The 13,500-nt window shown below is 40.5% G+C and carries 11 protein-coding genes; 9 read left to right on the forward strand and 2 right to left on the reverse strand.

The features are described 5' to 3' along the window. The first annotated feature begins 119 nt into the window (after positions 1–119). The 8 genes from tdh (at position 120) to mutL (ending at position 11,058) form a co-directional block, all read left to right on the forward strand. Entirely contained in the window at positions 120–1,184 is a 1,065-nt protein-coding gene (tdh, locus tag NSS65_RS08675) for an L-threonine 3-dehydrogenase (protein ID WP_101677174.1), read from the forward strand. Beyond that, a complete protein-coding gene (locus NSS65_RS08680) occupies positions 1,184–2,362 on the forward strand; it encodes a glycine C-acetyltransferase (protein WP_034281904.1) in 1,179 nt (392 codons plus the stop codon). Before tdh ends, NSS65_RS08680 begins: the two co-directional genes overlap by 1 nt. Before the next feature lie 103 nt (positions 2,363–2,465). Then, positions 2,466–3,581, forward strand: coding sequence for a DUF3578 domain-containing protein (locus NSS65_RS08685; RefSeq protein ID WP_326135115.1), 1,116 nt, complete (start codon positions 2,466–2,468; stop codon positions 3,579–3,581). Positions 3,582–3,670: 89 nt separating this feature from the next. Then, on the forward strand, positions 3,671–5,197 hold the full coding sequence (gene miaB / locus NSS65_RS08690) for a tRNA (N6-isopentenyl adenosine(37)-C2)-methylthiotransferase MiaB (protein ID WP_024427027.1): 1,527 nt from the start codon (positions 3,671–3,673) through the stop codon (positions 5,195–5,197). A 1-nt stretch (position 5,198) separates the two neighbouring features. After that, the gene (locus NSS65_RS08695; protein ID WP_008358013.1) at positions 5,199–5,633 is read left to right on the forward strand and encodes a RicAFT regulatory complex protein RicA family protein; all 435 of its coding nucleotides are present in this window, start codon (positions 5,199–5,201) and stop codon (positions 5,631–5,633) included. A gap of 255 nt (positions 5,634–5,888) precedes the next feature. Further along, the gene (cotE, locus tag NSS65_RS08700; protein ID WP_034281908.1) at positions 5,889–6,434 is read left to right on the forward strand and encodes an outer spore coat protein CotE; all 546 of its coding nucleotides are present in this window, start codon (positions 5,889–5,891) and stop codon (positions 6,432–6,434) included. A 124-nt stretch (positions 6,435–6,558) separates the two neighbouring features. Beyond that, positions 6,559–9,135, forward strand: coding sequence for a DNA mismatch repair protein MutS (gene mutS, locus NSS65_RS08705; protein ID WP_326135116.1), 2,577 nt, complete (start codon positions 6,559–6,561; stop codon positions 9,133–9,135). 21 nt (positions 9,136–9,156) lie between these two features. Continuing rightward, a complete protein-coding gene (gene mutL, locus NSS65_RS08710) occupies positions 9,157–11,058 on the forward strand; it encodes a DNA mismatch repair endonuclease MutL (RefSeq protein ID WP_034281912.1) in 1,902 nt (633 codons plus the stop codon). A gap of 36 nt (positions 11,059–11,094) precedes the next feature. On the opposite strand, the gene bslA is transcribed toward mutL, so the two are convergent. Both bslA and NSS65_RS08720 read right to left on the reverse strand, forming a co-directional pair. Further along, positions 11,095–11,619: a biofilm surface layer hydrophobin BslA gene (bslA, locus tag NSS65_RS08715; protein WP_024424102.1), complete on the reverse strand. Its 525-nt coding sequence runs from the start codon at positions 11,617–11,619 to the stop codon at positions 11,095–11,097. A gap of 123 nt (positions 11,620–11,742) precedes the next feature. Continuing rightward, on the reverse strand, positions 11,743–12,147 hold the full coding sequence (locus NSS65_RS08720) for a hypothetical protein (RefSeq protein ID WP_034281914.1): 405 nt from the start codon (positions 12,145–12,147) through the stop codon (positions 11,743–11,745). A 572-nt stretch (positions 12,148–12,719) separates the two neighbouring features. Between NSS65_RS08720 and NSS65_RS08725 the strand changes: the two genes are divergently transcribed. Then, positions 12,720–13,193, forward strand: a complete 474-nt coding sequence (locus tag NSS65_RS08725) for a CarD family transcriptional regulator (RefSeq protein WP_024424099.1) — start codon at positions 12,720–12,722, stop codon at positions 13,191–13,193. Positions 13,194–13,500 lie beyond the last annotated feature (307 nt).

Consider the following 13,500-nt stretch of genomic DNA (forward strand, 5'->3'; position numbering starts at 1 on the left):
CCAAAAAAATATGTGGGGTGTTCATTTGTATTTATCTGGTGGACAGTGGTATTTACGACTAAAATAAGTCGTGTTAAAATCTGATTGGGAGAAGTTTTTTAACAAAGGGGTTGTACGTCATGTGTGGAACGATGAAAGCAATTGTTAAAAAAGAAAGCGCTTACGGAGCGGCGTTGATGGAGATGCCGATTCCAGAAATCAAAAATCATGAAGTTTTGATCCAAGTGAAAGCCACTTCGATATGCGGAACAGACGTGCATATTTATAATTGGGACGACTGGGCTAAGGGAAGAGTCAAAGCGCCCTACATTTTTGGACATGAATTTACAGGGGAAGTTGTTAAAGTGGGGAAGCAAGTCTCACGAGCAAAGGTAGGGGACTTTGTATCGGCTGAGACGCATGTTGTATGTAATCAATGTTATATGTGCTTAACAGGACAGCAGCATTTGTGCAGTGAAACGAAAATTTTAGGGGTAGACATTGATGGCTGTTTTGCTGAATATGTCAAAGTACCTGAACAAAATGTGTGGCACAATCCAGCCCAAATGCCGGTTGAGCTTGCCTCTATACAAGAGCCGCTAGGAAATGCTGTTCATACTGTACTGCACACACCTGTTTCAGGTAAGTCAGTGGCAATTTTTGGCTGCGGACCAATCGGTTTAATGGCAATTGCTGTCGCAAAAGCCTCCGGGGCTGTTCAAGTGTTCGCTGTTGATAAAAATGAATACAGGCTCGATCTTGCCCGAAAAATGGGTGCAGATCATATTGTAGATATTGGAAAAGATGATCCAGTCGCGATGATTAAGCAGCTCACGCGGATGGAAGGGGCAGACGTGATGTGTGAGATGTCAGGTCATCCAGCTGCCATTAATCAAGCACTCGAAGCTTGTGCAAATGGAGGAAAAGTCAATATACTAAGCTTGCCAGAACGACCAGTGACAATTGATATTACGAATCAAATTGTTTTTAGGGGATTAACCGTGCAAGGGATCACGGGGAGAAAAATGTTTGAGACGTGGCGTCAAGTATCTGAGCTGTTAAGAACGAATACCATTGATGTAAAGCCAGTTGTCACTCATACACTGCCATTTGAAGAGTTCGAAAAGGGATTTGAACTTATGCAAAGCGGTACGTGCGGAAAAGTCGTACTGATGATGCCATCATATCAAAGGGGGAAGAAATGATGAAAGAATTCACGTATTTACAAGATGAATTGGACACAATGAAGCAGCAAGGCACCCACCAAACTTTGAAAGAGATCGACTCAAAACAATCATCCACTGTTACATTAAATGAACAATCTGTCATACAACTCTCCTCAAATAACTACTTAGGCCTCACCTCGCACCCAAGGCTGATGAAAGCAGCAAAAGAGGCGATTGATGAATTCGGTGCGGGTACAGGATCTGTACGAACCATCGCCGGCACAATGACAATGCATGAACGCCTTGAAAAAAAGCTTGCTTCATTTAAAAAGACAGAAGCTGCTCTTGTGTTCCAATCAGGCTTTACGACCAACCAAGGGGTCTTATCCAGTATCCTGACAAAAGATGATATTGTCATTTCAGATGAACTGAATCATGCCTCCATTATTGATGGAATCCGATTAACCAAAGCAGATAAGAAAGTATACAGTCATTCTAATATGGAAGAGCTGGAGAAGATTTTGAAAAAATCAATGAATTACCGCGTCCGCCTCATCGTTACAGACGGTGTGTTCTCGATGGATGGAGATATCGCGCCACTTCCTGAGATCGTCAGGCTCGCAGAAGCATATGATGCATTTGTGATGGTAGACGATGCGCATGCCTCGGGCGTGCTTGGCGAGAATGGCCGCGGGACGGTCAACCATTTTAAACTCGACGGCAGAGTGCACATTCAGGTCGGGACACTTAGCAAGGCTGTCGGAGTGCTCGGCGGCTACGTGGCTGGTTCAGCGGTTTTAATTGATTATCTAAAACATAAAGCAAGACCGTTTTTATTCAGCACCTCACATCCGCCAGCTGTGACTAGAGCGTGTGAAGAAGCGATTGAAGTGCTGTTAGATGAACCGAAGCGAATCGATACACTTTGGGAGAACGCCGCTTATTTTAAAGAAAAAGTCATCAGCCTTGGATTTCAAGTCGCTCCAACAGAGACACCGATTATCCCAATCATGATTGGAGACGAAGCACTTACTTTTCGTTTCTCAAAGGCTTTAATAGAACGAGGCGTGTTTGCCCAAGGCATCGCCTTCCCAACTGTAGCAAAAGGCAAGGCAAGAATTAGAGCCATCATCACAGCCGAGCACACAAAAGAAGAACTAGACCGGGCACTGACAATCATTGAAGAAGAAGCAAAAAAACTAAACATACTTGATTGAGAGAGCGCAGGCTCTCTTTTTTTTGACGATATTCTTTCCAATTTTCATCAAATCTACCGTTTGTTATGTATAATGTATGTAAAAAGATCTATTGGGGTAAGTGATGAGACAAATGTTATTTAATAAAGAAGATTTTTATAAGCAATATTTAGATTATAAGAGCAATGTAATAACAGATAAGAATCACCCTTTTCACAAAATGTTTAATAAAGAGATACCAAACAAAATTCAAAATGAATTAGAAAAACGTCATATGAAAAATTTGGATAGAATCGATATTAAAGCATCTACAGGAAATGGAAAAGTTTCAGAGTCTATTTGGATAGCGTTTCTAGACCAGCTCTTAACAAAGAATCAAAAAACAAATAAAACAACAACACAAAAAGGATTATATATAGTCATTTTATTCGCTAATAATGGCAAAGACTTTTATTTATCGATTGGTTTAGGTACTGAAAATCTATCTCTCAAAAAGATTGAATATGAAGCGAGTGTTTGGCGAGAACGACTAAAACCTCAATTGATGAATAGTCCTAATTTAAAAGGATTTGAAATAGGTGATTTTTACTTAGGAGAATCTGATAGACCTAAAAAATATGCAGCAGGTTCTTTGGTATTTAAAAGGTATAATATTGATACATTTAATCAATACGAATTTTTAAAGGACATATATAACTTAAATGAATTTTTTTATGATTTTATTTTCGAAATATATTCGAATCCGGATCTTCATATGGACACAAAGATTAATAAGAGTATAAAACGAAAAAGAATCATCCATAGAGACGTTTATAAGCAATTAAGAGAAGAAAGAGCCAAGCGAAATGAAGAGACAGGTCGAATAGCAGAGAAATTTGTTTATGATATGGAAGTAGAGCAATTAAATGCAGCGGGTCAGGAGCAATTGGCGAAAAAAGTAAATTGGTTAGCCGAAACGGAAGATGGTCATGGATTTGATATCAAATCGTATTACCCTGATGGAAAAGAAAAACTTATAGAGGTGAAGGGTTCTAAACTTGCTCATCAAGACTTTCCTTTCTTCTTATCTGAACAAGAAAGAATGGTAGCAGAAGAGGAAAAAGAAGCGTATGTGATTACTTTAGTTGAGAGTGTCGGTACACAGCAAATGAAGGTTGTAAAAGAAATACAAAATCCTTTGGAGAAAGATAACATACTGTTAAAACCTACTCAATACTCATGCAGAATCCGGGTGGATTGAAAAGTGATGACACATATGATTTATTTTCAATTCATCACAAAATAGTCTATACTGTAGGGTGGAACTTGGTTTGAAAGGAGTACAAATTCATGAATGAAGAGCAGAGAAAAGCGAGCGGACAAGTGAGTTCATCGGACAAAAAATCCGAGAAGGACTACAGCAAATATTTTGAAGCTGTGTACATTCCGCCTTCCTTAAAAGATGCAAAAAAACGGGGTAAAGAAGAAGTTGAATACAATCAATTTCAAATTGACGAGCAGTTTCAAGGGTTAGGAAACGGCCGCAAGTTTTATATTCGCACATATGGCTGTCAAATGAATGAGCATGACACAGAAGTGATGGCTGGTATTTTTATGGCGCTTGGCTATGAACCAACAAACTCAACGGAAGATGCAAATGTCATCTTATTAAACACTTGTGCTATTCGTGAGAATGCAGAAAATAAAGTGTTTGGAGAGCTTGGACATTTAAAAGCATTAAAACGTGAAAAGCCAGATTTAATTTTAGGTGTCTGCGGATGTATGTCACAAGAAGAATCTGTCGTGAACCGTATTTTGAAGAAACACCCATTTGTTGACTTGATTTTTGGCACGCACAACATTCACCGCCTGCCAGAGCTGTTATCTGAATGCTACCTTTCAAAAGAAATGGTCATTGAGGTTTGGTCAAAAGAAGGCGACGTGATTGAGAACCTTCCAAGAGCCCGTCAAGGTAAAATCAAGGGCTGGGTGAACATTATGTACGGCTGTGATAAATTCTGTACATACTGTATCGTGCCTTACACGCGCGGCAAGGAAAGAAGCCGCCGCCCAGATGAAATTATTCAAGAGGTCAGACGTTTAGCGGCAGAAGGATATAAGGAAATTACCCTTCTTGGTCAAAACGTGAATGCATATGGAAAAGATTTTGAAGATATGGAATATGGTCTTGGCCACCTGATGGATGAGCTGCGAAAAATTGATATTCCGCGTATCCGTTTTACAACAAGCCACCCGCGTGATTTTGATGATCACTTAATTGAAGTGCTTGCCAAGGGCGGAAACCTTCTCGATCATATTCACCTGCCAGTTCAATCCGGAAGTTCTTCTGTGCTGAAACTTATGGCGAGAAAATATGACCGTGAGCGTTACCTTGATCTTGTGCGCAAAATCAAAGAAGCTATGCCGAATGCTTCATTAACAACGGACATTATTGTTGGGTTCCCAAATGAAACAGATGAGCAGTTTGAAGAAACACTTTCCCTCTATCGCGAGGTTGAGTTTGATGCTGCTTATACATTCATTTATTCTCCAAGAGAAGGAACGCCTGCAGCGAAAATGAAAGACAACGTGCCAATGCGTGTGAAAAAAGAACGTCTGCAGCGCCTAAATGCACTTGTGAATGAAATTTCTGCGAAAAAAATGAAGGAATATGAAGGGCAGATTGTCGAAGTATTAGTAGAGGGTGAAAGTAAAAACAACCCTGAGATCCTAGCCGGATATACAAGTAAAAGCAAGCTTGTGAATTTTAAAGCACCAAAAGAAGCGATTGGCAACATCGTCAAAGTGAAAATCACACAAGCCAAAACTTGGTCTCTTGACGGAGAAATGGTTGGAGAAGCTATCGAGGTGAATTAAAATGACACTTTATTCAAAGAAAGAGATTGTCGAGCGCGCAAGAGAGCTCGCTAAAATGATTTCTGAAACGGAAGAAGTTGATTTCTTCAAAAAAGCAGAAGCGCAAATCAATGAAAATACAAAAATTTCAACGATTATTAATCAAATTAAGGCGCTTCAAAAACAAGCTGTGAACTTAAAGCATTACGGCAAACATGAAGCCTTAAAGCAAGTCGAAGAAAAAATCGATGCCCTGCAAGAAGAACTGGATGACATTCCAGTGATTCAAGAATTCAAAGAATCACAAATGGAAGTCAATTCCCTGCTTCAGCTTGTAGCGCACACGATTTCGAATCAAGTAACAGATGAAATCATTCTTTCAACCGGCGGTGACCTCTTATTAGGAGAAACCGGTTCAAAAGTGAAAAACTCATCACCAAGTTGCTCCATTAAATGAGAAAACCCCGCAGATGCGGGGTTTTTTGCTTTCATATTAACATTTTTTGAAAAGCACTACCCATTCTTTTTCATGCTTCATCGTCTCCAAACCTCTCACTCTCCAACTTTTCCAATTTTCAAGGCAAGTTTATGAGCGACCATGCATACACTGAAACAGAAATGAATTTAATTGAACATGAAGTTCAAAATCGTGACACACTAGACGAATGCCCAGCATAAGATAAAACGATCAAGAACAAGGAGGCATGCCGGAATGTCTGAATACAGAGAAATTATTACAAAAGCGGTGGTTGCAAAAGGGAGGAAATTCACCCAAAGCACACACACCATTTCTCCATCGCAAAAACCAACCAGCATCCTAGGTGGTTGGATCATTAATCATAAGTATGATGCTGAAAAGGTCGGTAAAACCGTTGAGATCGAAGGAACATTTGATATTAACGTATGGTACTCTTACGCCGACAACACGAAAACAGAAGTCGTCACAGAGCGTGTGAAGTATGTAGACATCATTAAACTGAGATATAAAGATAAGAATTTCCTTGATGATGAGCACGAAGTAATTGCGAAAGTATTGCAGCAGCCCAATTGCTTAGAAGTGACCATTTCTCCAAATGGCAATAAAATTATCGTTCAGGCAGAGCGTGAATTCATTGCTGAGGTAGTCGGTGAAACAAAAATTGTCGTAGAGGTCAATTCAAGCTGGAAAGAAAAAGATGATCACGAGTGGGAAGAAGAAGTGGATGAGGAGTTAGAGGATATTCATCCAGAATTCCTAGCAGGTGAGCCAGAAGAGTAATGAATGACTAGGGCGCATATCCCCCTAGTTTTTTTGTGCCTGATCTAGGAGAAAAAAGGTGATTTTTTATGCTATAATTAAAGATGGTATGAATTCGAAAGTAATATAGTGAGGGATTAGAAATATGGCAAGTTATACGCCCATGATACAGCAATATTTAAAGATCAAGGCAGATTATCAAGATGCCTTTTTATTTTTTCGCCTAGGCGATTTTTATGAGATGTTTTTTGATGATGCAAAGGAAGCCGCGCAAGAACTAGAAATTACGTTAACAAGCAGAGACGGCGGCACAATTCCAATGTGCGGCGTTCCTTATCATTCTGCGTCTGCATACATAGAACAGTTGATTTCAAAAGGCTACAAGGTCGCCATTTGTGAGCAGGTGGAAGACCCTAAAACGGCAAAAGGTGTAGTCAAAAGGGAAGTCGTTCAACTGATTACACCAGGAACCGTCATGGATGGTAAAGGTTTAAGTGAAAACGAGAACAACTTTATTGCGTCTGTTACCAGCTTTCAAAATGGGTACGGTCTTGCGCTGTCAGATTTATCAACAGGTGAAAACATGGCGGCATTCATCGATCGATTAGATGAAGTCGTATCAGAAATTTATTCTGTTGGTGCAAAAGAAATTGTGGTGTCAAAGCAGCTGGATGAGGAAACAATCAAAACCCTTAAAGAACGCTGCCAAGCGACCATTTCATACGAAGATAGTGATGAATTATTAGATGAAGCTGAACAGCTCATTTCCCATCTTGATGAAAAGTTAAAAACAGCATTTTTAACACTATATGCCTATTTAAGAAGGACGCAAAAAAGAAGCTTGGACCATCTTCAGAAAGTTCAAGTATTTGAGCTTGAACAAACGATGAAAATCGATCTTTACTCAAAACGAAACCTTGAATTAACAGAAACGATTCGTTCAAAAAGCAAAAAAGGCTCTTTATTATGGCTGTTAGATGAAACAAAGACAGCGATGGGCGGCAGACTGCTCAAACAATGGATCGACCGGCCGCTCATTCGCCTTTCGCAAATTAACGAGCGTCAGGAAATGGTGCAGATTCTGATGGATCATTTCTTTGAGCGAGAGGATCTGCGCGAACGATTAAAGCAAGTATATGATCTTGAGCGTTTAGCGGGCCGCGTGGCATTTGGCAACGTGAATGCCCGTGATCTCATCCAGCTCAAAGAATCCTTAAAACAAGTACCGGATATTAAACAACTCGTTCATTCATTACCAGAGGAAATGGCGAAATCAAGAGCGAATGAGATTGATCCTTGTGGTGACCTCCTTGATTTATTAGAAGATGCACTTCATGAAAATCCGCCGATAACGATAAAAGAAGGCAATCTGATTAAAGATGGGTACAATGCAAAATTAGATGAATACCGTGATGCCAGCCGAAACGGAAAGGACTGGATTGCACGGCTTGAACAGCAGGAAAGAGAATATACCGGCATTCGCTCCTTAAAAGTCGGGTTTAATAAAGTGTTTGGTTATTATATCGAAGTGACACGCGCAAATACACATCTGCTGGAGGAAGGGCGTTACGAAAGAAAACAAACGCTTGCCAATGCAGAGCGGTATATCACACCTGAATTAAAAGAAAAAGAAGCACTGATTCTTGAAGCAGAATCAAATATTAACGAATTGGAATATGAACTATTTACAGCTCTTAGGGAGCAAGTAAAAGGCTATATTCCTAGATTACAGCTGCTTGCAAAACAAATGAGCGAGCTTGATGCGCTTCAATGCTTTGCGACTGTCAGTGAAAAGCGCCGTTATATCCGGCCGGAATTCTCAGAGGATGATGTGGATGTCAAAGATGGCCGTCACCCTGTCGTTGAAAAAGTGCTGGATCACCAGGAATATGTACCGAATGACTGCCAGATGGGAAAAGGCAGACAAACCTTACTCATCACTGGACCGAATATGTCAGGGAAAAGTACGTATATGAGACAAATGGCGCTCATCTCGATTCTTGCGCAGATTGGCTGCTTCGTGCCTGCGTCAAAGGCGACGCTTCCAATCTTCGATCAAATCTTTACACGTATTGGTGCAGCAGATGATTTGATTTCTGGTCAAAGTACTTTTATGGTAGAGATGCTCGAAGCGAAAAATGCGATGGTGCATGCTACGAAAAACAGCTTGATTTTATTTGATGAAATTGGACGCGGGACAAGTACTTATGATGGAATGGCTCTTGCGCAGGCGATCATTGAATTTGTTCATGATCATATTGGGGCCAAAACCCTATTCTCTACACATTACCATGAGCTCACTGTCCTTGAATCTCAATTAAGCGAGCTGAAAAATGTTCATGTGCGAGCTGAAGAGCATGAAGGCACGGTCGTTTTCTTACATCAAATCAAAGAAGGTGCAGCTGATAAAAGCTATGGTATTCATGTAGCGCAGCTTGCGGAATTGCCTGATGCCATCATTAATAGAGCCCAGACTATTTTAACGGAGCTTGAGAGCGGATCACATGACTTGACCCCAACCGTATCTGCAGCACCAAAAGCAGAAAAGGCTGAAGAAAAACAGCAGCTATCTTTCTTTGAAGTAGAAGAAAAACCGCAGCCCAAAGCTGCCCTAAAACAGAAGGATCAAGCGGTCATCGACGAATTAAAGTCATTCAACCTAATGGATATGACGCCGCTTGACGCCATGACAAAGCTATATGAATTGCAAAAGAAATTATAATGTAAGGTGAGGTGAGCAGAAATGGCAAAGATTATTCAGTTATCCGATGACCTATCCAATAAAATTGCTGCAGGTGAAGTGGTTGAGCGTCCGGCTTCTGTTGTAAAGGAGCTTGTGGAAAATGCGATCGATGCAAAAAGTACAGTCATTGAAATCGATGTAGAAGAAGCAGGTCTTTCTTCTATCAGGATTATTGATAATGGTGTTGGAATCGATGCTGAAGATTGTAAGCTCGCCTTCCAGCGCCATGCAACGAGTAAAATCAAAGATGAAAATGATCTGTTTCGTGTTAGAACGCTCGGATTCAGAGGAGAGGCGCTGCCAAGTATTGCATCCGTCTCTCATCTAGAAATGAAAACAAGTACTGGCGAAGGAGCTGGGACACACTTAGCTTTGCAAGGCGGGAAGATTATTTCAGAGAAAAAAACCTCTGGCCGCCGCGGCACCGAGATTGTGGTCACCAATTTATTTTACAATACGCCAGCCCGCCTAAAATACATGAAAACCGTTCATACGGAACTTGGCAATATATCGGATGTGGTCAATCGAATTGCACTAGCTCATCCCGAAGTATCGATCCGTTTGCGTCATCAAGGGAAAGTTCTGCTACAGACAAATGGAAACGGAGATGTGCGTCATGTACTTGCGGCCATTTACGGGACAGCTGTGGCTAAAAAAATGCTGCCGCTTCACGTACAATCACTTGATTTTGAAGTGAAAGGATATATTTCCTTACCAGAAGTGACGAGGGCATCACGGAATTATATGTCTTCTGTTGTAAACGGCCGATATGTCAAACATTTTCCGCTCGTGAAAGCGATCCATGAAGGGTATCACACGCTGCTTCCGATTGGCCGCCATCCAATTACATTTATTGAGATGAAGATGGATCCCATTCTAGTGGACGTGAACGTTCATCCTTCGAAGCTTGAAGTGAGACTAAGTAAAGAGCAGGAACTTCATGAGCTGATTAAACAAGGAATTAAGGAAGTATTTCAAAAGCAGCAGCTCATTCCAAGTGCTTCAGCACCAAAAAAAGCACCAATGCCAGCTGTGAAAAATGAGCAGCAATCCTTAACCTTCGATGCGAAACAAGGAAAACAAAGCCCAGCGGAAACACCACTAACCTATCAGCCGGAGCCGCTCGAATCGATCGTATACGAGACAAGTCATACCGATGCATACGGAATGCCTAAACAAGAGAAGACAGAAGCATCATCACCAGTATGTTATGAAGAAGCCTCATCTGAGCGTGTTCATTTAGAGGAATCCGCCGCTTCACTTGAATATGAAGAGACGGTACTGCACGAAGAAATGACAGAAACAATTCCTGAAAATGAGCGCGTCCCTGTGATGTATCCAATTGGACAAATGCACGGCACATATATTTTGGCTCAAAATGAACGAGGTCTTTATATCATCGACCAGCATGCGGCTCAAGAGCGAATCAAGTATGAGTATTATCGTGAGAAGGTGGGAGAGATCAAGCAGGAAGTGCAAGAAATGCTCGTCCCCTTAACATTTCACTACTCTAAAAACGATATGCTGATCATTGAAGAGCATAAGGATATTCTAGCGAAAGTGGGGGTCTTCTTAGAGCCCTTTGGTTCAGGTAGCTACATCGTTCGGTCGCATCCGCAGTGGTTTCCAAAAGGTGAAGAGGCTGAACTGATCGAAGAGATTATAGAGCAAGTGCTTAATGAAAAACGTGTTGATATCAAGAAACTGAGAGAAGAAGCGGCGATTATGATGAGCTGTAAAGGCTCAATCAAAGCAAATCGTCATTTGCGTCATGATGAAATCAAAGCCTTATTAGATGAACTTCGGCAAACGAAGGACCCATTCACCTGTCCGCACGGCCGGCCGATCATCATTCATCACTCGACATATGAGATGGAGAAAATGTTTAAACGGGTGATGTGATATAAAAAAAGCGCTCTAATCAGAGCGCTTTTTTATTTAGCATCCGCAAGGATCTGGCGGTGTGACCACAACTGGTCGTGTATTAATATCAATCGTATCTTCTGCATAAAATGTGGAACCGATGCTGATGGCTCGATTTTCTGCACGGAACGTATATGTACCTGCAGCAGGAAGTACTTTATGTGAAAGCTTTAATGTATATTTGGAAATTCCAAGTAAATCCAATCTGAGCGGGATACGAACGGTTTGTCCGTTGTTCAAAATGTAGCTGTCTTTTAATGCTTTACCGTTCATAATGTCTTTAGTTGTTGCTTGGAAACCCTTTGGCAGAGTGAACTCAACCGCACCAAGACTTAGAACAGAATTTGGGCTGTACGTCAGCTCAATGTCAGAAAAAGACCATTCCTGCTTACTTGCTCCTGTAATTTTTGCGTAAAGTGCAGCTGGTTTTGCATTGGTTGTTGCTTTGCCGGCTTCCTCAGCAGATGCAGAAAGCGGTACTGACAGTGCCATAACCAATGTGAGCATCCCCATCATAAGAATCGTCCACGTTTTTTTCATTTTTTCCTTCCCCCTTGTTGAATATAGGTAAATAATAGATGATTACACCCATTATTTACCTATAATGTTACCATATTACCATATGGTATTAAATGGGACATTATACCCTTATTTTGTCATTCTTTAGTAATAGCGGGGAAATAGCGCATTTGGTTGATTCATTCCGTAATAATGGCCTGGCATTTGCTGGTTTGTTGGCATCATCATATGCATATCTTGATAACCATATGGATGATGTGGCATCATCCCGTATCCACCATAATGGCCTAGATGATGATGGTCCTTCATTGGAACATGCTTTGAAAAGGTATCATGCTGATTTGGAAACGGTGAATAAACTGAATGATGATGTGGATGGTGCGCGTTATACACATCTTTTTTGCCGCTATGATAATGGTTTGGCATATTCATATGATCATGCATGTTTGGCGCGACCATATGCTCATGATTGGCTGTATACACATTTTCAAATGTGTGATAGGGATTTTCTTGGTGATAATGATTCATTTGGCTGTTCATATCGTTCATGTATATCTCATCCTTTATGTCAGGTTGCCATATCCTATGAGACAGATCTGCTTCATGAGCCTATCCATATAAAAGAAAAAAACCGGCCTTTCAGCCGGTAAAAGGAAAAGCAGGTAAAGCGTCAAGCCTTAAATTGTGTAGCTGTGTCTTCTTCTGCGACGCTTTTTACATCTGCTGCAGACACTTTTAGGAAAATAACAGGGATCGTAGCTTCGAGAGGTATCCCAAAAATCGCTCTCAAACCATTTATCTTTTTTATGACAAAACTTTTTTTCTTTACATGGATCCTCATGGCAATGATCGTCATGCTTTTTATGGCAGTGTGAGTGGGAATGTTTGCACTTGCATTTGCACATTGTCATCCCTCCTAAATGTGACTCAATGCTAGTATATGCAAGAAAGAGTCATGAGGACTGGATGCTCTTGCTTCTTTTATAAAAAAAGGCCTTTTTCTGAAAAAACTCAAATAAAAAGAATTGACTAGTGCTAAATTAACATGATAAAATATAAATTTTTATCCTCTGATGAAATGTGTTATAATGATATTGTGAATACTTTCGGAGGTGGCGGATTTGTTTCAAATAGGTGATAAAATTGTTTATCCAATGCATGGAGCCGGTGTGATTGAAGGAATGGAAGAAAAAGAGATTTTAGGTAAGACGCAGGAATATTTCCTGATTCAAATGCCGAATATGCAGATGATGGTCCCAAAAGGCAGAATCAATCAACTAGGTATACGTCCGGTAGCAGATCAAGCAACGCTGAAAGTTGTGATGAACAATTTTGCAGAAGAAACAAACGACGACACGCTTACTTGGAAGCAAAGATATGATGAAAATCTGAAAAAGCTAAAAACAGGTGCGATCGAAGATGGTGCAGACGTTGTCAAAGATCTAATGAGACGAAATCAGAAGAAAGCATTAAATTCAAGTGAAAAGAAGATGCTTGAAGATGCAAGAGGTATGTTAGTGAGTGAGATTTCACTTGCACAGGGACTGACGCAAGATGAAGTGATGACAGCTTTAGAGAATGAATTAAGAATGTAATGATGATATACAGAGACTAGCTGTAAACTGAAGGGGGCACTCCTTTTGTTTACAGCTTTTTTGTTTGAAGAAAAGAGTAATATTGCCATTTTTGTAGGTGGTTTTAACTAAAATTGAAATGAGGTCATACGATTTAGTTTTTACGTTCACAACAAAAATTTAAAGACCTCTGAAATACCTAGATAACATTAAAAACAGGTAACTTCTCCTGATTCATTCAAATGAGCCGGACAACCTTTGAATTTTCTAAGCCATTGATAGTAAAATATTGCGGTAAGATGACACCTAAGAGAAAAAAGGAGCGGTG

This window comes from Bacillus sp. FSL K6-1006 (assembly GCF_038593175.1).
Taxonomy (GTDB): domain Bacteria; phylum Bacillota; class Bacilli; order Bacillales; family Bacillaceae; genus Bacillus; species Bacillus safensis.

Coding starts and splice junctions, on each gene's coding strand:
- cotE (WP_034281908.1), top strand. CDS start 5,889: ATGTCTGAATACAGAGAAATTATTACAAAAGCGGTGGTTGCAAAAGGG.
- mutL (WP_034281912.1), top strand. CDS start 9,157: ATGGCAAAGATTATTCAGTTATCCGATGACCTATCCAATAAAATTGCT.
- NSS65_RS08680 (WP_034281904.1), top strand. CDS start 1,184: ATGAAAGAATTCACGTATTTACAAGATGAATTGGACACAATGAAGCAG.
- NSS65_RS08685 (WP_326135115.1), top strand. CDS start 2,466: ATGAGACAAATGTTATTTAATAAAGAAGATTTTTATAAGCAATATTTA.
- mutS (WP_326135116.1), top strand. CDS start 6,559: ATGGCAAGTTATACGCCCATGATACAGCAATATTTAAAGATCAAGGCA.
- miaB (WP_024427027.1), top strand. CDS start 3,671: ATGAATGAAGAGCAGAGAAAAGCGAGCGGACAAGTGAGTTCATCGGAC.
- tdh (WP_101677174.1), top strand. CDS start 120: ATGTGTGGAACGATGAAAGCAATTGTTAAAAAAGAAAGCGCTTACGGA.
- bslA (WP_024424102.1), bottom strand. CDS start 11,619: ATGAAAAAAACGTGGACGATTCTTATGATGGGGATGCTCACATTGGTT.
- NSS65_RS08720 (WP_034281914.1), bottom strand. CDS start 12,147: ATGAACGATATGAACAGCCAAATGAATCATTATCACCAAGAAAATCCC.
- NSS65_RS08695 (WP_008358013.1), top strand. CDS start 5,199: ATGACACTTTATTCAAAGAAAGAGATTGTCGAGCGCGCAAGAGAGCTC.